At 45.2% G+C, this 18,357-nt stretch carries 18 protein-coding genes; 1 reads left to right on the top strand and 17 read right to left on the bottom strand.

The window, feature by feature from the left end:
- Window positions 1-26: 26 nt before the first annotated feature.
- The 15 genes from recN to BW931_RS03410 form a co-directional block, all read right to left on the bottom strand.
- Window positions 27-1,754: a DNA repair protein RecN gene (gene recN, locus BW931_RS03480; RefSeq protein ID WP_076569957.1), complete on the bottom strand. Its 1,728-nt coding sequence runs from the start codon at window positions 1,752-1,754 to the stop codon at window positions 27-29.
- A gap of 17 nt (window positions 1,755-1,771) precedes the next feature.
- Window positions 1,772-2,227 carry a transcriptional regulator AhrC/ArgR gene (ahrC, locus tag BW931_RS03475; RefSeq protein WP_008588939.1) on the bottom strand — a complete coding sequence of 152 codons (456 nt, stop codon included), beginning with the start codon at window positions 2,225-2,227 and terminating at the stop codon, window positions 1,772-1,774.
- Between the two features lie 30 nt (window positions 2,228-2,257).
- The gene (locus BW931_RS03470; protein WP_076569955.1) at window positions 2,258-3,079 is read right to left on the bottom strand and encodes a TlyA family RNA methyltransferase; all 822 of its coding nucleotides are present in this window, start codon (window positions 3,077-3,079) and stop codon (window positions 2,258-2,260) included.
- A 3-nt stretch (window positions 3,080-3,082) separates the two neighbouring features.
- Window positions 3,083-4,975 carry a 1-deoxy-D-xylulose-5-phosphate synthase gene (dxs, locus tag BW931_RS03465; RefSeq protein WP_076569952.1) on the bottom strand — a complete coding sequence of 631 codons (1,893 nt, stop codon included), beginning with the start codon at window positions 4,973-4,975 and terminating at the stop codon, window positions 3,083-3,085.
- 34 nt (window positions 4,976-5,009) lie between these two features.
- Entirely contained in the window at window positions 5,010-5,582 is a 573-nt protein-coding gene (locus BW931_RS03460) for a hypothetical protein (RefSeq protein ID WP_076569949.1), read from the bottom strand.
- A gap of 694 nt (window positions 5,583-6,276) precedes the next feature.
- Window positions 6,277-7,149 (bottom strand): polyprenyl synthetase family protein, encoded by an 873-nt coding sequence (locus tag BW931_RS03455; protein ID WP_076569946.1) that lies wholly within the window; start codon window positions 7,147-7,149, stop codon window positions 6,277-6,279.
- Window positions 7,149-7,382, bottom strand: a complete 234-nt coding sequence (gene xseB, locus BW931_RS03450) for an exodeoxyribonuclease VII small subunit (RefSeq protein WP_008588931.1) — start codon at window positions 7,380-7,382, stop codon at window positions 7,149-7,151. The genes BW931_RS03455 and xseB overlap by 1 nt, the downstream gene beginning before the upstream one ends.
- Window positions 7,375-8,724: an exodeoxyribonuclease VII large subunit gene (xseA, locus tag BW931_RS03445; RefSeq protein WP_076569944.1), complete on the bottom strand. Its 1,350-nt coding sequence runs from the start codon at window positions 8,722-8,724 to the stop codon at window positions 7,375-7,377. Before xseA ends, xseB begins: the two co-directional genes overlap by 8 nt.
- Before the next feature lie 18 nt (window positions 8,725-8,742).
- Window positions 8,743-9,591 (bottom strand): bifunctional 5,10-methylenetetrahydrofolate dehydrogenase/5,10-methenyltetrahydrofolate cyclohydrolase, encoded by an 849-nt coding sequence (locus BW931_RS03440; RefSeq protein WP_076569941.1) that lies wholly within the window; start codon window positions 9,589-9,591, stop codon window positions 8,743-8,745.
- A 22-nt stretch (window positions 9,592-9,613) separates the two neighbouring features.
- The gene (gene nusB, locus BW931_RS03435) at window positions 9,614-9,988 is read right to left on the bottom strand and encodes a transcription antitermination factor NusB (protein WP_076569938.1); all 375 of its coding nucleotides are present in this window, start codon (window positions 9,986-9,988) and stop codon (window positions 9,614-9,616) included.
- Window positions 9,989-10,146: 158 nt separating this feature from the next.
- On the bottom strand, window positions 10,147-10,536 hold the full coding sequence (locus BW931_RS03430; RefSeq protein WP_076569936.1) for an Asp23/Gls24 family envelope stress response protein: 390 nt from the start codon (window positions 10,534-10,536) through the stop codon (window positions 10,147-10,149).
- On the bottom strand, window positions 10,536-11,903 hold the full coding sequence (gene accC, locus BW931_RS03425) for an acetyl-CoA carboxylase biotin carboxylase subunit (RefSeq protein ID WP_076569934.1): 1,368 nt from the start codon (window positions 11,901-11,903) through the stop codon (window positions 10,536-10,538). The genes BW931_RS03430 and accC overlap by 1 nt, the downstream gene beginning before the upstream one ends.
- 16 nt (window positions 11,904-11,919) lie before the next feature.
- The gene (gene accB / locus BW931_RS03420; protein WP_076569932.1) at window positions 11,920-12,438 is read right to left on the bottom strand and encodes an acetyl-CoA carboxylase biotin carboxyl carrier protein; all 519 of its coding nucleotides are present in this window, start codon (window positions 12,436-12,438) and stop codon (window positions 11,920-11,922) included.
- Window positions 12,439-12,607: 169 nt separating this feature from the next.
- Entirely contained in the window at window positions 12,608-13,165 is a 558-nt protein-coding gene (gene efp / locus BW931_RS03415) for an elongation factor P (protein WP_076569930.1), read from the bottom strand.
- A gap of 15 nt (window positions 13,166-13,180) precedes the next feature.
- A complete protein-coding gene (locus BW931_RS03410; RefSeq protein ID WP_076569928.1) occupies window positions 13,181-14,242 on the bottom strand; it encodes a M24 family metallopeptidase in 1,062 nt (353 codons plus the stop codon).
- Window positions 14,243-14,499: 257 nt separating this feature from the next.
- On the opposite strand from BW931_RS03410, the gene BW931_RS03405 reads away from it, so the two are divergent.
- Window positions 14,500-14,895, top strand: coding sequence for an SA1362 family protein (locus tag BW931_RS03405; RefSeq protein WP_076569926.1), 396 nt, complete (start codon window positions 14,500-14,502; stop codon window positions 14,893-14,895).
- 66 nt (window positions 14,896-14,961) lie between these two features.
- Here the strand turns inward: BW931_RS03405 and mntR are convergent, their stop codons facing one another.
- Entirely contained in the window at window positions 14,962-15,387 is a 426-nt protein-coding gene (gene mntR, locus BW931_RS03400; RefSeq protein WP_076569924.1) for a transcriptional regulator MntR, read from the bottom strand.
- Window positions 15,388-15,621: 234 nt separating this feature from the next.
- Window positions 15,622-18,186 carry a vitamin B12-dependent ribonucleotide reductase gene (locus BW931_RS03395; RefSeq protein ID WP_008588899.1) on the bottom strand — a complete coding sequence of 855 codons (2,565 nt, stop codon included), beginning with the start codon at window positions 18,184-18,186 and terminating at the stop codon, window positions 15,622-15,624.
- Window positions 18,187-18,357: the final 171 nt, after the last annotated feature.

Raw genomic sequence — 18,357 nt, 5'->3', positions numbered from 1 at the left:
AATAAAAAGCGCCCATATGGGCGCTTTTACACTTTTGCTTTGAACGACTCAGCGAGATTAAGTAATTCACGGCCGTTCTGCAGTGTGGTCTCGGTAAGTTCCGCTCCGCTGATCATCCGTGCAACTTCTTCGACTTTTTCGTGGTGATCGAGTTCTTTGGCGTTCGTTTTTGTGGTGTTGTCGGTGATATTCTTCTGAATTTGCACATGCGTATCCGCCATAGCAGCAACTTGAGGCAGGTGGGAAATGCATAGCACCTGGGAATTAACGGAAATCTTAAATATCTTCTCGGCTATCGCCTGTGCTACACGCCCGCTTACACCCGTATCGACTTCATCAAAGATTACACTGGTAATCCCCTGATGTCTTGAAAAGATCTGCTTTAAGGCCAGCATGATTCTGGACATTTCTCCACCGGAGGCTATCTTATGAAGTGGTTTCAACGGCTCACCCGGATTCGTCGTAATCATGAACCTTACTTCATCAACCCCGTTCGAATTCAAAGCCACCTGACGTCCATTCATCATGGGACTTTCCTTTCCGCCTTTTCTTTTCTCGACTTTTACATCGAAGACGGATTTTTCGAGATAGAGGTCTTTCAGTTCTTCATGCACCGCTTCTACGAGCTCTTTAGCAGCCTCGCTCCGTATATCATGAATGTGCTGAGCTTCCAGAAGGAGGTCTTCCGACACATCATTTATTTCCGATTCAAGCTTTGAAAGAAACGAATCTTTATTGTTAATTTCATCAATTTCTTCCTCCACTTTACTCTTGTGTTCAAGCATTTCTTCGACGGACTGCCCATACTTTCTTTTGAGCCGGTTAATTTCGTCGAGTCTCTCTTCGATTTCATTTAACCTCTCGGGATCGAATTCGAGGGCTTCCATTTCCGTGCTCAACCGGAAAGTCAATTCCTCCACTACGTAATAGGCATTGGAAAGCTCATCAGACATTTTTTGGTAGTTTTCGTCATAGTCACTGGTCGCCTCCAGGCTCATCATAGCATGAGAAACCCAGTCCATACCTTTTTGTTCACCGTATAAAGCTTCGTACGTATCGTTGAGACCGGAATAAATTTTTTCGAAATTTGATAACTTATTCCTTTCTTCCATCAGTTCTTCGTCTTCTTTTGGGGAAAGGTGCGCTTCTTCCAGTTCATTCCATTGGAACTCCAGCAAATCGAGCCGCTGTGCCATTTCCTGCTCGTTGTCACTTAATTCCTGATATCTTTTTTGGAGAGACCTGTACTTTTCGTACTGTTTCCGATATTCCTGTTTAGGGTGTTGCAGCTTTTCCGCCGCATAGGTATCCAGCAGATCAATATGGCGTTCCGGGTCCATCAGCGATTGCGTTTCGTGCTGACTGTGTATGTCTATTAAGGATTTACCGAACTCCCTTAAAACACCGAGAGTCACCAGCTTTCCGTTCACCCGGCAGATGCTTTTCCCCTGATGGGTGATGGAGCGTTGCAGCACCACCATACCATCCTCATCTATTTCCACTCCGTACTCCTCGCCTTTAGCATAGACAGAGTGGTTTCCATCTACGTTGAATAAACCTTCTATCTCTGCACGTTTGGCTCCATGCTTTACAAATTCTACAGAGCCTCTTGCTCCCGTCAGTAATTGAATGGAATCAATAATAATCGATTTACCGGCACCCGTTTCTCCGGTTAACACAGTCAATCCATCTTTCAATGTCAAAGAGACGTAATCGATAATTGCAAAATCTCTGATAGTCAATTCAGTTAACATGATAGAAACCCCTTCGCTTACAACATATTCAGCAGCTGCTCACTCACCTGTTCAGTCTGGGACTCTGCCCTGCATATGATCAGACACGTATCGTCCCCGCAGATCGTCCCCATGATCTCTTCCCAGTCCAGGTTATCAATGAGAGCTCCTACCGCGTGAGCATTTCCGGGTAAAGTCTTCAATACGATAAAGTGTCCCGAACGGTCGATACTGACAAATGAGTCCATCATCATCCTCTTCAGTTTTTCCAGAGGGTTGAATTTCTGGTCAGCCGGAAGACTGTATTTGTAACGCCCGTCGGCTACCGGTACTTTTACCAGATGCAATTCTTTAATATCCCTCGAAACAGTAGCCTGGGTGACGTTATATCCCAGTGATTTCAGTCTGAATACAAGATCATCCTGTGTTTCAATATTTTCACTCGTAATCATTTCGCGGATTTTTATGTGCCTTTGCCCTTTGCTTAAAGTCATATAAAATAACCCGTCCCCTTTCGAATCGGCTCACACTTTCGTCAACTGAGAATGTGCGTCCGCCACAAGTTCTCTTACCTTTTCTATATCCCACGGACGCTCCTCTTCCCCGGGGTTGAATTGCCAATGTACGAGAAATTCTATATTCCCGTCCCCGCCTGTAATCGGCGAAAAAGTGAGGCCTTTCGTTTCAAAACCAAGTTGACGGGCATAGGTAATGAGTCTGGTGATCACTTCTTCATGTATTTGAGAGTCTCTTACGATACCTTTTTTACCCACTTGTTCTCTGCCAGCTTCAAACTGGGGTTTAATAAGGGCTGCTACATCTCCGCCGGGTTTTATCAAATCTGCCAGCACCGGGAGAATAAGCTTCAAAGATATGAATGAAACATCAATAGTGGCAATCTCAGGCATCCCGAAAGACAGATCATCTCTCGTGACGTACCGGAAGTTAGTTCTTTCCATCACTACTACCTGCTCATGATTCCGGAGCCGCCAGTCCAGCTGGTTATTCCCGACATCTATGGCGTAGCTCAGCTTCACTCCATTCTGAAGACCGCAGTCCGTAAAGCCTCCAGTCGAAGAGCCGATATCCACCATCACTTTGTCTTTCAAGTCAAGAGAAAAGCAGGAGATAGCTTTCTCAAGCTTCAGTCCTCCCCTGCTTACGTAAGGGATAGCTTTCCCCTTCACTCTCAGTTCAATATCCTCTGCCACCTTGACCCCTGGTTTTTCAAGCCTCTGCTGTTCAGAAAAAACCAGACCCGCCATGATGGTTCTCTTTGCTTTCTCCCGCGTTTCCACGAATCCTCTTTCCACAAGTAATGTGTCCAGTCTAACTTTCTTTCCCATAAACTACGCCCTTTTCTCGCTTTGCGGTAACAACTTCAAAACTTTATCCACTACATTTTCTCTGGTTAATCCGACTTCCTTCCATAAGTCCTTAACATCTCCATGTTCAACGAACCTGTCAGGTAATCCAATACGTTTCAGAGATCTGTTATAGTAACCGTGATCACTCTGGAATTCGAGAACTGCAGATCCGAAACTTCCCTGTACCACAGCTTCTTCAAGAGTGAGTACCGGTATATTACGTTCAAATATTTCATGAAGCATTTTTTCATCCATCGGTTTCATAAACCTTGCATTCACAACTTCTACGTCCACACCCTGTTCCTGAAGCGTTTCGGCCGCCTCTATCGCAAGCGGAATGGTCGTGCCGAAAGTCAGAATCACCGCATCTTTACCAGGTTTTAATGTTTCCCATGAACCGATATCAATCGTTTCGGGTTTATCCGCCACTTCGACGCCGAGCGCGTTTCCTCTGGGATAGCGAAGAGCAATCGGTCCATCTTCATACTTCACAGCCGTGTGAACCATATGTTTTGCTTCATTCTCATCTTTCGGCATCATGATAGACATATTAGGGACAGTTCTGAGAAAAGCGATATCAAATACACCTTGATGCGTTTCTCCGTCTGCGCCTACGAGACCCGCACGATCAATCCCGAAGATAACATTGAGGTTTTGTCTGGCCACGTCATGGATAACCTGATCATATCCGCGCTGTAAAAAGGTTGAATAAATAGCGAGGAAAGGTCTCATACCCTGCGTAGCAAGTCCTGCTGACATTGTCGTCGCATGCTGCTCGGCGATCCCGACATCATACAGACGATCCGGGAATTCTTCTCCGAATTTCTCTAATTTCGAACCCAGAATCATGGCCGGGGTAACGGCTACAATACGCTCATCTTCCCGTGCTTCCTCCCTGAGAGCCTCACTGATCACTTCACTCCAGGCTGGGGGAGCGTCTGCAGGTTTGATTTTTTCTCCGGAATCGATTTTATAAGGTCCGACGCCGTGCCATTTATCTTTCACATCCGATTCCGCAGGCTGATACCCTTTCCCTTTTTGGGTCATTACGTGGACGATGACCGGCCCCTCGGTCTTCCGGGCGTAATCAAGATTCCCCTGCAGGTCTTCGAAGTCATGACCGTCTACCGGACCGTAATAGGTGAAACCAAGTTCTTCAAAAAACATCCCTGGAACGACGAAGTATTTCATTGAATCTTTCAGCCGTTCTGCAGTCGATGCTACTCTCCCGCCGATTGCCGGGATTTTTTTCAGAAGCCATTCGAAATCGTCTTTAACTCTGTTGTATTTACCTGCACTTCTCATTCTTGCAAGAGCGCTATGCAAAGCTCCCACGTTTTTGGCAATCGACATCTCATTATCATTAAGAATAACGGTTATATTCTTCTTCTCATGGCCAATGTGATTAAGCGCTTCCAGAGCCATTCCTCCGGTCAGGGCTCCATCCCCTATGATAGGAACTACGGAATGACTTTCATTTTTCAGGTCTCTTGCAATAGCCATCCCCATCGCTGCCGATAAAGATGTGGAGCTGTGCCCTGTTTCCCAGACGTCGTGTTCACTTTCATTACGTTTCGGGAATCCGCACAAACCCTGATACTTGCGCAGCGTGTCAAACTGACCTCCGCGACCTGTAAGGATTTTGTGCACGTAAGACTGATGCCCCACGTCAAAAAGAAAGCGGTCATTGGGGCTGTCGAACGTGCGATGGAGTGCCAGCGTCAATTCGACCACCCCGAGGTTCGCCCCCAGATGACCTCCTGTTTCCGATAAATTATTTATTAAAAAGTTTCGTACATCCTGAGCTAAGTTTCTCATTTCCTCATCGGTCAAATTTTTGACGACCGACGGGTCTTTAATATTGTTCAGATCCATAAAAGGACCCCCTTCACTATAAGACAGTAATAATTTATTTTGTGACTATTTTCCACTTAGAATATTTCTCAAACCTTGCTATAAGCCTTGCGGTAAAAAAGATTATAGCAGTTGAATGATTAATCGCTAAATATTTACCCACGGCTTTCCCGCCAACCGTAAGTGCCGCGATCGTACTTGTCATTATAACAGAAAGCACCAGTTGCAAGGTAGAACCTTCTCCATTTCCAAAAGCAATGGCCAGTTGAAGTACGACAAGTGCAGAAGCCGTACCACTGATAATGCCGGCGATGTCGCCTATTACATCATTGCAAAAAGTTGCGAAACGATCGGCATTTCTGACTATCGCCACTGCGTGTTTGGCCCCGAATACTTTCTCCGAAGCCATGGAATGAAAAGGAGCTTCTCTGCCTGCTGTAGCTGCAATCCCCAGCATATCAAAAAACACTCCGGTCAAAACGATGACAAATACGACTACCATACCTGCGATCCAGGGGACACCATTGAGCAGCGATGAAGAAATGATGGAAAAAATAGCCGCTAACACAAAAGTGATAACGGCAATGGTGAAACTGAATGATAAAGAACGTTTTAGTTTTGAATTCATAGTTTGCTCCAATTATCGTTTCAAAGTTATGTAGGAAGGAATGGTCGAAAAACAGGTAAAAATTGCGGCTTAGGTCCAGTAGGTTTTCCCACCAGGCTACCGAGTGTCACCACTCTGGCGGTTCCCCTTTAAAGCCTGGTCGAGCACGTCTCCGTTACTCGGACTGGATTACCACTCAGTCCACACTATAATAACTGTTTTCCGTCCTTACGAACAGTCTAGGGAGTTTCTCCGGCAGTCTTTGACCGTTCCTTAGCCTCTTTTGCAGCTTCGATTTCATACAGCAAAGAACGAAATCATGTTTCATTGGCCATATTAGACATGGTTCCTGAAATACTGTAATCCCCTCGAAGCCACTCAAGGCAGGCTACGCTGTACATACAGATATTACTCCATATGAAACAGGTTCATACCCCATTTCATAAAGAAAGCTGGCTCAGCTTTCCTTACAAAGATGGGCCTCCGCGGAAGCGGGGTCAACGCCCACATGCCTTTGTGGATCGCCCCACAACCTTAACTCCCAGCACCGACCCAAGGCTGGGCGCCTCAAGCCGGCACAAGGAACTTCATCGATATGCCCTTTGGCGGATTTTTAGGCCCGCCTTCAGGGACGGAGGACTGACTAGAATACTGCACCATTCCTAACTTACCTTAAATATATCACACAATATATGCCGTCTCAAAGTAAAACCGACTAATATTCTCTTTGACTCATGTAACCGATCAGGTCCGCTAACGGAGTTTCATCGGCTTCCAGATCACCAAGGAGTTCTTCCACTCTTCGTTCATATTTCTGCTTTTCCTGTTTCGCCCCTTCAAGACCCAGAAGTTTAGGATACGTACTTTTCAAATTTGATTCATCGCTTCCTGTTGCTTTCCCCAATTTGGCAGTATCTCCTGTCACATCCAGTATGTCATCCTGGATTTGGAAAATAAGCCCGACAGCTTCTCCGATTTCCTTCAGCTTCTGCAACTTCCCTTCCTCAAGACCGGCAAGATAACCGCCGGTAATAATAGAAAAAGCGATCAGCTTTCCTGTTTTATTTGAATGAATCCTTTTCAGCGTATCCACGTCTATTTCCAGGTCTTCATATTGCATATCCCACATCTGCCCGGCGACCATACCTTTCGGACCGGCAGCCCGGGAGAATTGGTGTACAATAAAAACTTTCTGTTCTGAGGAGAGGGAGGGGTCAGAACTTATCAGCTCAAAGCTCATCGTCAGGAGAGAGTCCCCTGCTAAAATGGCAGTAGCTTCGTCGAATTCTATATGATTAGTCCATCGGCCTCTTCTCATATCATCATCATCCATTGCCGGAAGATCGTCGTGTATGAGTGTATAGGTATGAAGCATTTCAAGGGCTACAGCGGGAGAAACATACAATGGATCCGAGTCCGAGAAAGATTCGAACGTCGCTTTCATCAGCATGGGACGTAATCTTTTCCCACCCGCTTTCATCGAGTAGATGATAGAATCACGAAGTCTTCCCTCGGATGTGAACTCATTTATTTTCTTATATATTTTCTCATCGATCCAGGCCTTCTGTTCTTTCAGGTACTGATCCACTATTCGTCCTCCTGTATATCAAATGACTCAAATTCTCCCTGCTCATTCAGAATCTGTTTCATCTGCCCTTCTACACTGCTCAATTTATCATTACATGTTTTAGAAAGTTTCATCCCCTCATGGTAATACTGAATAGCTTTTTCCAGAGGAACATCGCCGGATTCAAGTTTTTCCACTATTTCTTCCAGCTGCTTCATGTTTTCTTCAAATGTCTGTTCTTTATTGTCACTCATCTTTCTTCTCCTCCCATCCAATGATTTTACCGTAAATCGTTCCGTCATTTATCTGCAGGTGGATCGTTTCATCTTCACTTACATTTTTGACGGATTTAATCAGTTCATTCTGTTCGTTATACGGCAGGGCATAACCCCTTTTCATAATTTCCAGAGGGTTTACGAGTGAGAGCTGCTGCACGAGCGACTGCCAGCGGTACTTCTTCTCTTCCACAATTCTCTGCATCTGTTTGTTCAGACGGTTATCCAGCTGACGGACATTCGCCTGTTCTCGTTCCAGGCGTTTGTCCGGGCTGATCTGATGCAGTCTGTTTTCCAGCCGTTTAGCCGAATCGGTCTTTTCCCTTTGCAGTCGTTTTGCAGCGGCATGGAACCGGTCCATTATTCTGTCGAGATCCTGCTCTTTCTGCTGAGTAAGCTGTTTCGGATATTTGAAGGCATATGATTTTTTCAGTGATTGCAGCCGCTCTTTCGCATGCTCCACTTTCACATCGAGAGCCTGCTGAAGTCTGCGGGTATAATTAATAATTTGACTGTTCAATTCTCTCCAGTCCGGCACTGCTATTTCTGCCGCTCCTGTCGGGGTAGGGGCACGGTAGTCCGCGGCAAAATCAATAATGGTAGTGTCCGTTTCATGGCCGACTGCAGATATTATCGGTATATGGGAATGATAAACAGCTCTCGCAACTTCCTCTTCATTGAATCCCCAAAGATCTTCTATCGACCCTCCCCCTCGGCCTACGATAAGCAGGTCGCATTCAAGGTTCTGATTAGCGTAGGCGATAGCGCGTGAGACAGAAGAAGCTGCTCTTTTCCCTTGAACAGGAACCGGGAGTACGGATATTTTCACTACGGGGAATCTTCTCTCTATGGTTGTGATAATATCCCGGATGGCCGCCCCTGTCGGAGAAGTAATAACACCGATGTGAGCGGGGATGAGCGGAGCTGACTGCTTGTTTTCGTCGGAAAATATTCCTTCTTTCATGAGTCTGTCTTTAAGCTGTTCAAAAGCAATATGTAAGTCTCCAATACCATCCGGTATCATTTCTTTTGCATATAACTGATATTGACCCATGGGCTCATAAACATTAATTTCCCCTCTTATGAGGACGCTCATGCCGTTTTCCGGTGCAAAATTAAGATTACGGTTATTGCCTGCAAACATAACCGTCTGAATCCGTGCGCTGTCATCTTTCATTGAGAAATACATGTGGCCGCGACTGTGATGTTTGAAATTGGAGATTTCCCCTCTTAACCACACTTCTTTAAGATGGGAGTCCCTCGATATCTTCTGCTTGATATACCTTGTCAGGGCCGTGACCGTCAAGTAACGATCTTCCACTGGATACCCCTCCCCCGGTTATTGATGTATTCTTTTCGCTGCTTCAATCGTGTTATGGAGAAGCATCGTAATAGTCATTGGACCTACTCCTTTAGGGACTGGAGTGAGATAGGAAGCTTTTTCCTTAACGGATTCAAAATCCACGTCCCCGGTAAGTTTTCCATCTACTCGGTTCACGCCTACATCGATGACGACTGCTCCGGGTTTAATATCTTCTGCTGAAATTACGGACGGTTTACCTATCGCCACAATAAGAATATCGGCCTGTTTCGTTATGTTTTGCGCGTCCTCGGTTTTTGAGTGGCAGTAGGTCACCGTCGCATTCTTATTAAGCAGGAGCTGTCCTACCGGTTTTCCTACAAGGTTACTTCTGCCGAGGATGACTGCATGTTTCCCTTCCAGTTCAATCCCGGCCCGTTCCATCATTACTATAATTCCATGAGGAGTGCATGGAAGAAACGTCTCCTGATTCGTCATCATCTTACCGATACTGATCGGATGAAAGCCATCCACGTCTTTTTCCGGCGAGATAGCTTCAATCACTTTCTGATCTTCAATATGATCGGGAAGGGGAAGTTGAACAAGAATACCGTGCACGCTTTTCTCGTTATTCAGCTCTTCAATTTTGTTCAGCAACTCTGTTTCTGTGATTGTACTGTCATATTCCCACAGGTCAGCATCCATACCGATTTTATTGGAGGCTTTCTGTTTTCCCCTTACGTAGGATTTGGAAGCGGGATCGTCCCCGATTATAATAACCGAAAGTTTCGGATGGATGCCCTGTCCGTTAAGAGTCTCCACTTCACTTTTCAGTTCACTTCTTATCTCCTGGGCAAGTTCGCTGCCATATATGATTTCTGCTGCCATTTCCTTACTCCCCCGTTTCCTGTTATTGAATTTTAGATAATACTCCGTTTACAAACCTTCCGGAGGTCTCTTCCCCGAATGTTTTCGCGAGTTCGACGGCTTCATTGATTGCAACCTGAGTTGGAGTGTCGCCGTAGAATTTCAACTCGAATATCGCTATGCGAAGCACTGTTCTTTCCACCTTAGGAAGACGTTCGAGTGACCAGTGCTCCAGATGATCCGAAATAATTTCATCAAGTTCCTGCTGATGCCGGGTCACTCCGGCAACGAGCTCCATCAGAAACTCGTCTCTTTCGCCTTCCATTACGTAATCCACTGCTTCCTGCTGTGTCAAATGTGTTGTGAGCATTTGAAAAAGCGTCTGAAACGCTTTTTCTCTGGCTAACCTTCTTTTCATTTTCTTTCCCCTTTCGAACTCTGTCCGATTAAAATCATATCATTTACAAACCCGAAATGCGAACAAGATCCGTAAGTAAATTACGTAAGAGGGGCAGCGCCTTTTTCGTTCTCCACTTTTATCATCAAAAAAAGATCGGAGCAGTTGCTCCGATCCTTTTATTCGTTCGTTTCTGTTTCTTTTATATCCATGTGGACACCGACGACATGAACGTTCACTTCTTTTACGGAAAGAGAGGTCATGTTTTCAAGAGCCTGGCGAGTGTTTTCCTGAATTTTTTTCGCAGCTTCGGGGATGGAAATTCCGTAATCCATCACTACGTAAGTCTCGATTACAACACCTTCTTCGAGAAGATCTACTTTCACACCTTTTCCGCGCGATTTCTTACCGAGTCTTTCAGCCACCCCAGCTGCAAAGTTACCTCTCATTTCAGCTACACCGCTCACCTCGGACACTGCAATACCTGAAATTACTTCGATTACTTCAGGGGCTATTACTATAGAACCGAGGTTCGAGCTTTCGGTTACATTCACCGGATGTTCATCCATTATAAATTCTCCTCTTTCTCATCCATGACAGCGTATGTTTCGAGGAACTTCGTGTTGAAGTCGCCTCCCTTAAACACTTCATGGTTCATCATTCGCTGATGGAACGGGATAGTAGTGTGCACCCCTTCCACCACAAATTCACTGAGGGCACGTCTCATTTTTGCGATAGCTTCGTCTCTGTCTTGTCCGTATGTGATCAGTTTAGCTACCATGGAATCGTAGTACGGAGGAATCATATAGCCTGTGTAGGCTGCCGAATCCACCCTGACTCCGAAACCTCCCGGTGGAAGGTACATGTCAATGTAGCCGGCTGAAGGCATGAAATTCTTAAAAGGGTCTTCCGCGTTGATCCTGCATTCAATCGCCCAGCCCTCAAATTTAATATCTTCCTGACGAAAGGAAAGCACTTCATTGTTAGCAACTTTAATCTGCTCTTTAATCAGGTCGACTCCTGTAACCATCTCCGTCACAGGGTGTTCCACCTGAATACGTGTGTTCATCTCCATAAAATAGAATTTCTTTTCGTTATGATCGAAAATGAACTCTATCGTTCCTGCTCCGGAATAATTAACCGCGAGCGCTGCCTGCACAGCAGCATCACCCATTTCCTTACGGATGTCTTCCGTGACTGCGGGAGAAGGGGTTTCTTCGATCAGCTTCTGAAGACGTCTCTGTACAGAGCAGTCCCTTTCTCCCAAGTGAATGGCATTGCCATGATTATCGGCGAGAACCTGAATCTCTACGTGACGGAAATCCTCTATGAATTTTTCAAGATACACACCCGGGTTACCGAAAGAAGTTTCCGCTTCCTGCTGCGTCATCTTAATACCTTCAATCAGTTCTTTTTCGTCACGGGCTACCCGTATCCCTTTACCTCCGCCGCCGGCAGTGGCTTTAATGATTACGGGGTAGCCGATTTCTTCAGCAACCTGTTTACCTTCATCGGTATCCTTGATTATCCCTTTCGAACCTGGCACCACCGGGACTCCGGCATCTTCCATCGTCTGTCTCGCTACGTCCTTCGTACCCATGTTCTGAATGGCATATGCTGAAGGACCGATAAAAGTCACATTGCATTCTTCACACATCTCAGCGAACTCAGCATTCTCCGATAAAAATCCGTAACCCGGATGAATGGCATCGGAGCCGCTCATCGTAGCTGCACTAAGTATGTTCGTATAGTTCAAGTAGCTGTCCTTACTGAGTTTGGGACCTACGCAGTAGGCTTCATCTGCAATTTGGACATGCAGAGCCTCCTTATCCGGTTCGGAATAGACAGCAACAGTCTCAATGTCCATTTCTTTACACGCACGGATGATGCGGACCGCAATTTCTCCCCTGTTGGCTATTAATACTTTTTTAATCAAATGCTCCCACCTCTCTTTAGCGTTTTACGCGGAAAAGTGGCTGGTTATATTCTACAAGATCCCCGTCGCTTACCAGGATTTCAACAATCTCCCCAGAAACTTCCGCTTCAATTTCATTAAATAGTTTCATTGCTTCTACGATACAAACTACAGAATCATTACTTACTCTGTCTCCTACCTGTACGTAAGGATCATCTTCCGGCGCCGGAGCGTGATAAATAGTCCCTACCATTGGAGAGGTTACTTCATAATCATAATCGGCAGAAGCTTCTGTCTTCGATTCCTGAACTTTCTCTTCTGCTTTATTTTTCTCATTGGAAGGCTGTTCCTCAACGGAAGTGTTTTCCTGCCTGACCGGCGCAGCCTCTTGCACCGGTGATGGTGCCTGAACTACAGGTTGTGCCTCAGCCACAGGAACTGAGCCTCCGTGTTTTTTCAAAGTGACTTTGCTGTCTCCGGATTCGTATTCGAATTCCTGAACACTTGATTCATCAATTAGCTTAATAATTTCCCTGATTTCCTGCACCTTTAGCATTTACTGGCACTCCTTTTATGTAAAATCTGTATAATGTGACTACTTCCTCATTTTACGATAGATATTTCCGGCCTGCAACTACTCGGAAAGCGATTACAAAAAGTAATCTTTGAAATTTTTTTGTTAAAACTGTCCTTCCGGAGTCCGAAAACTCCGGAAGGACAGTTGACTAGGCTCTGGATACATATTTCCCTTCATCAGTGCTGATGAGGAGCATATCGCCCTCGTTCACGAAGAACGGTACCTGAACAGTAAGACCCGTTTCAAGAGTGGCAGGTTTCGTACCTCCGCTCGCTGTATCACCTTTCACACCGGGTTCCGTTTCGGTTACTTGCAACTGGACGTTTTTCGGAAGTTCAATTCCGATCGTTTCAGCTCCATATGTCTGAATAGACACTTCCATATTTTCTTTGATGTAGTATAGTTTATCGCCAATCTGCTGCTCCGGCAGTGCCAGCTGGTCGTAGGTGTGCGTATCCATAAACGTATGCATATCGCCCGACCCATACAAATACTGCATTTTTTTCGTTTCAATGTGAGCACGGTTCACTTTTTCGCCACCACGGAACGTCTTTTCCTGGATATTTCCATTCCTGAGATTCCTGAGTTTGGTACGGACAAAAGCCGCTCCCTTACCCGGTTTAACGTGTTGAAAATCCATGACACTCCAAATTTCCCCATCCACTTCAATAGTTAGTCCTGTCTTAAAATCGTTTACTGAAATCATTATTTTCCTCCCTACTTATAAAACAATCAGTTCTTTAGGCGCAAAATTCAGGGGCTCGTTCCCCTTTTCCGTTATGACCGTATCGTCCTCGATTCTGCAGCCGCCTACGCCTTTCACATATATACCCGGTTCCACCGTAACGACCATGCCGGGCTCCAGTTCCACGTCGGACCGATGCGACAGTGCGGGTCCTTCATGTACGTCGAGTCCTATACCGTGACCGGTGGAATGTCCGAAGTAACTGCCATACCCTTTATCGTCGATGACATCTCTCGTAAGTGCATCAGCTTCTTTGCCTGTCAGTCCGGCCTTCAGACCATTCATTCCTTTTTTCTGAGCCTCGAGCACAACTGAGTATATCTCTTTTTGTTTTTCATTAATCTCACCTACGGCCACCGTTCTCGTAATGTCGGAACAGTACCCTTTGTAGAGGGCTCCAAAATCGAGAGTGACAAGTTCCCCGGACTCGATTTCCTTCTCGGAAGCGACCCCATGCGGCAGTGCAGAACGATACCCGGAAGCGACTATAATGTCGAAACTCGAGGACGTGGCCCCCTGTTTCCTCATGTAAAATTCAAGTTCATTCGATACGTCTATCTCTTTTACACCAGGTTTGATGAAGTCCAGAATGTGAGCGAAAGCATCATCCGCAATTTCAGCTGCTTTCTTCAACACGCTAAGTTCTTCGTCCGTTTTTATTAAACGCAAAGCTTCGACGATACCTGATACAGGAACCAGTTCCCCTTTTACTTTCTCATAAAAAGTTTCATATATACCATAGGTAATGTGGTCCTTTTCGAATCCGATTTTTTTACTGCCTGCTTCGGAAAACTGTGCAGCCACTTCGTCGGACATGGGGCCCTTGTGTTCTACCACTTCAAATTCACTCACCTGATCATTCGCCTGATCTACATATCTGAAATCGGTAATCAGTTTCGCAGTCGTGTCCGTAATGACTACAGCTCCGGAAGTTCCGGTGAAACCAGTTATGTACCTCCTGTTTTTATCACTCATGACCAGTAGCCCGTCTATATTCTGTTTCTTCATGGACTCCCTTATTTGTACTAATCGCGACATATGTGTTCACCCTCCTTTGAATATTCTTACTAATAGCCATTAATAGTGTATCATAATTGTACGTCCCATCACTACTCTAGCGTCATCCCTCCGTATGCGACTATTGATCTAAAAAGATTTTCGCGGGTTTTCATCTGTTTAAGTGATTTGCCGGGCGATACGTGAAATAAGAATTAAAAAATTTTGCGATTTCATGATAGAAACACCCCGAAAAGTGGTATAACAGTAGTATAAGAGCTATGAAAGGAGGCCTCCTCATGGCACGCGGATGGTTTAAATGGGTAATGTATGTATTTATTGGATTTGCAGTGTTCTACATCGTCAATCAGCTTCTGACCAACACGGGCAGCTTTCTGGCTTCCATTCTTACTATGGTTGTTGTCGCAGCCATCATCTATGGAGTGATTTATTTCTTTTTCATTCGACGCAGACCCGGAGGTGTAAGGGGCAACACAGATGAAATGAAGAAATATAAGCAGGCCGTCAAACAGTCAAAACAGAAGTACGGCACCAGCTCAAGCGAACCGGTCAAATCTTCCAGGCCCTCAGGGAAACAAACGAGAAAACGCAGATCCAACGCTCCTCACCTGAAAGTGATCAACGGGAGTAAAGGAAAGAACAAAGACAAAGACAAAGACAGAGCGACCTTCTGATCCCCGCCGTATTTGCATATGTTCATAAACACCGATTATTCAGGTGATCAAAAAAGAAGATGCGTTTTAAGCATCTTCTTCGCTTTTATTATGAATGTGGATTAAGGCTTCGCGTCGCGAGGAATCTTCTTCAAAATACTGAACCAGATCACCGATACGATCGATGGAATCCCAGCTCAAGTGGTGTTCGATCCCTTCCACTTCTTCGTATATTTTATCCTTCTCCACCCCGATTAATTCAAGAAAGTTCTCCAGTAACTCATGCCGGTATACTAAACGCTTCCCGATTTTCTTACCTTTTGAAGTAAGCATTAAACCTCTGTATTTTTCGTAGATCAAGTATTCATCTTTCCCGAGTTTTTGTACCATTTTGGTTACAGAGGAAGGATGAACCTTAAGATTTTCCGCAATATCGGAAACTCTGGCATATCCCTTATTCTCAATTAACAAATAAATCTGCTCAATGTAATCTTCCATACTCGGTGTGGGCATAATTTACCTCCGTTATCACTCAGGTCATTCACTAAAAATCATACACTAATTCAAAGGGATTAACAACTCGGCTTCACGTGAAAACATCCGTTCCATTTTACGTCAGGGTGATCACGAAGGTTTATGACCACTGGTGGAAAATCATTCCGCATATATCGAAGACCCGGACTATTCTGAAAGAGTCCGGGTCCTTTTCATACATATACGCCTTAAAATATCTTCACTTTGACACTTTTAGAGACCGCATTTCAACTGAGCATTACAATTCGTACAAGTATTACAGCCGCCGATGTCTTCAATCGTCCCCTGTCTGCATACAGGACATGTATCTCCGATTTCTGATCCGATAGAAACGTTAGTGGACTGCAACTCCTGTACAGTATCCATGAGAACTACTTTTCTTTTTTCATCTTCGAACTCAAAAGATTCCTGTTCCCCGTCGAATTCACTTTGTTCGGCTTTCAGGGTTAAAACCTGGGAGTCACGACTGCCGTCCACATAAACGGTACCGCCTTTTGCACCGCCATCGTACAACCTTTCGTAAACGGACTGCACCTGTTCCACAGTGTAACCTTTAGGAGCGTTCACCGTTTTCGAAATTGAACTGTCCACCCATCTCTGGATTACACACTGGGCATCAGCATGAGCTTCCGGAGTCATGGACATGGCCGTTACGAACCAGTGTGGCAGATTGTTTTCATCAGCTCCAGGCGTACGATCCAGATATTCCTGAACGATATCCGCCTTCACTTCGATAAATTTCCCGAGACGGCCGCTTCTGTAATAGGAGAAGGAGAAATACGGTTCCAGACCGGTACTCACTCCGGCCATCGTTCCTGTGGAACCGGTAGGAGCCACGGTCAACAGGTGAGAGTTCCGGATTCCATTTCTCATCACTCCTTCTCTTACGTGTTCCGGCATTCCTTTCATGTATCCCGTGTTAACGAATTGACTTCTCTTTTCTTTCGTATCTTCCGGAGATCCCCCTTCTATGAATGGGAAACTGCCTTTCTCGCCGGCAAGTTCAATCGAAGCCTCATAGGCGGTTACGGCAATCGTTTCGAAAATTTCATCGATCAGTTTATTGCCTTCTTCCGAACCATACTCTGTCTCACAATAAATAAGCAGATCATGAAGACCCATTACACCAAGACCTACCCGGCGTTCTCCCAGAGCCTGTTTTTTGTTTTCCTCCAGGAAGTAAGGAGTGGAATCAATAACGTTATCCTGCATGCGTACTCCGACGCTTACCGTATGTTTCAATTTTTCGTAATCAACCGTTTTGTTTTCCTTATCAGCCATCTCTGCAAGGTTCACAGCTGCAAGGTTACACACGCTCCAGGGAGCCAGTGGCTGTTCCCCGCAAGGATTGGTCGCAACAACTTTCTGTCCATACGACGTAGCGTTTGTTTTTTCATTCGCATTGTCGATGAAAAAGATCCCCGGTTCTGCTGAATAAGTTGCGCAGATGTTAATCAGATCCCATAGTTCCCGGGCTGCAACTTTTCTGTAAGTACGTACGCCCAGTCCTTTTTCTTCCCATTCTCTTACATCCCCGGAGTTTTGCCAGTTTTCATTGTAATACTTCATTTCTTCTTCGGAGTACGACTCCACGTCCGGAAAGCGAAGAGAGTAGAACGCTTCATTCTCAACAGCTTCCATAAATTCGTCTGTAATACATACAGAAATATTGGCCCCGCTCAAAAAGTCTGAGTGATGTACGGAATACGTGCCGCCATCTCTGAGTTTTTCTTCAGCCTCTCTGATAGACTGGTTTGTAAATCCTCCCTGACCTTCTATCCCCTTAAAATTAACGACACTCTGATAAAGGTCCCGTTCTTTTTCGGTAAGAGGCTGGAATTTGAGCTTATCCTGCGCCAGCTGCTTAATCTGTTCGTCCGTTGTATTTTCAATTAAATAGCGGAGAATTCTCGGGTTCTGCATCTTGGAAATTATGAACTCCAGAATATCCGGATGCCAGTCGGCAAGCATGATCATCTGAGCCCCTCTGCGGGAACCGCCCTGTTCCACCAGATGAGTCAGTTTCGCTATGTCATCGAGCCAGGAGACGGAGCCTGAGGACTTCCCGTTCACTCCTCTTGCCAACGTGTTTCTCGGTCTTAATGTCGATCCGTTTGTACCGACTCCTCCACCCCGGGACATAATTTCCATCACCTGTTTACGATGATCTGAAATGCCTTCCCTGGAATCCTGGATGAAAGGCATAACGTAACAATTAAAATACGTTACTTCCTTTTCGGAACCTGCCCCGTAAAGCACCCGGCCTGCAGGAACGAAGTTCATCTGTGAGAGTTCTTCATAGAATTCGCTGAAACTCTGTTCCTGTCTTTCTTTAGTAGTCTCGACCCGGGAAAGACCCGCAGCATTTCTTTTGGCTATCTGTTCATAATAAACTTCCAGAGGTTTATCGATAGTGTCGAGACCGCGTTTCACGATTCCGTCAGCTTCTTCTTCATCCAGCACGTGAGAAAACTCATCTTCCACTTTCACCATAGCCTCTCTCGTTTCCCAGTCGATAGAGACGATGAAACCGTATCCTCGTGCAGGGAATTTGGGATCAGCCTTGACGGTCAGTACGACAAAGTCCCCTTCTTTTAACGTCAGTCTCTCTGTATCCTTAAATGCATACCTGTCCAGCATTACAAGCCTGGAGACACCATTATGGGTGGTGGTCATGTCATCACTCACCTCAAAAACCTGAGGAAACAATTTGATATCCTCGTTCAACTGTTGTACATTAATTTTTGTGTGAACTTTTTCAGATGCACTCGTTGTCATGGTAATCCTCTCCCTTTCCGGAACATATCTTCTAATTAGTAACATACCACATCCACAAAAAGTTAATCAATATATTGTGCTTCATTTTTTAAAAAACACAATATATTGTGTTTTTTGAACAACTTATTTTTAGTTTGTCAACTTAGCAAACGTATATATAAAGAAACGTGA

The organism is Salimicrobium salexigens, from assembly GCF_900156705.1.
Lineage (GTDB): Bacteria > Bacillota > Bacilli > Bacillales > Halobacillaceae > Salimicrobium > Salimicrobium album.
Note: the sequence above shows the minus strand (reverse complement) of the source record. Positions and strands in the feature narration are given on the sequence as shown.

Excerpts from the sequence above, each read along its gene's own strand:
- recN (WP_076569957.1), bottom strand. The coding sequence starts at position 1,754 with ATGTTAACTGAATTGACTATCAGAGATTTTGCAATTATCGATTACGTC.
- ahrC (WP_008588939.1), bottom strand. The coding sequence starts at position 2,227 with ATGACTTTAAGCAAAGGGCAAAGGCACATAAAAATCCGCGAAATGATT.
- BW931_RS03470 (WP_076569955.1), bottom strand. The coding sequence starts at position 3,079 with ATGGGAAAGAAAGTTAGACTGGACACATTACTTGTGGAAAGAGGATTC.
- dxs (WP_076569952.1), bottom strand. The coding sequence starts at position 4,975 with ATGGATCTGAACAATATTAAAGACCCGTCGGTCGTCAAAAATTTGACC.
- BW931_RS03460 (WP_076569949.1), bottom strand. The coding sequence starts at position 5,582 with ATGAATTCAAAACTAAAACGTTCTTTATCATTCAGTTTCACCATTGCC.
- xseB (WP_008588931.1), bottom strand. The coding sequence starts at position 7,382 with ATGAGTGACAATAAAGAACAGACATTTGAAGAAAACATGAAGCAGCTG.
- BW931_RS03440 (WP_076569941.1), bottom strand. The coding sequence starts at position 9,591 with ATGGCAGCAGAAATCATATATGGCAGCGAACTTGCCCAGGAGATAAGA.
- nusB (WP_076569938.1), bottom strand. The coding sequence starts at position 9,988 with ATGAAAAGAAGGTTAGCCAGAGAAAAAGCGTTTCAGACGCTTTTTCAA.
- BW931_RS03430 (WP_076569936.1), bottom strand. The coding sequence starts at position 10,536 with ATGGATGAACATCCGGTGAATGTAACCGAAAGCTCGAACCTCGGTTCT.
- accB (WP_076569932.1), bottom strand. The coding sequence starts at position 12,438 with ATGCTAAAGGTGCAGGAAATCAGGGAAATTATTAAGCTAATTGATGAA.
- efp (WP_076569930.1), bottom strand. The coding sequence starts at position 13,165 with ATGATTTCAGTAAACGATTTTAAGACAGGACTAACTATTGAAGTGGAT.
- BW931_RS03410 (WP_076569928.1), bottom strand. The coding sequence starts at position 14,242 with ATGTCGCGATTAGTACAAATAAGGGAGTCCATGAAGAAACAGAATATA.
- BW931_RS03405 (WP_076569926.1), top strand. The coding sequence starts at position 14,500 with ATGGCACGCGGATGGTTTAAATGGGTAATGTATGTATTTATTGGATTT.
- mntR (WP_076569924.1), bottom strand. The coding sequence starts at position 15,387 with ATGCCCACACCGAGTATGGAAGATTACATTGAGCAGATTTATTTGTTA.
- BW931_RS03395 (WP_008588899.1), bottom strand. The coding sequence starts at position 18,186 with ATGACAACGAGTGCATCTGAAAAAGTTCACACAAAAATTAATGTACAA.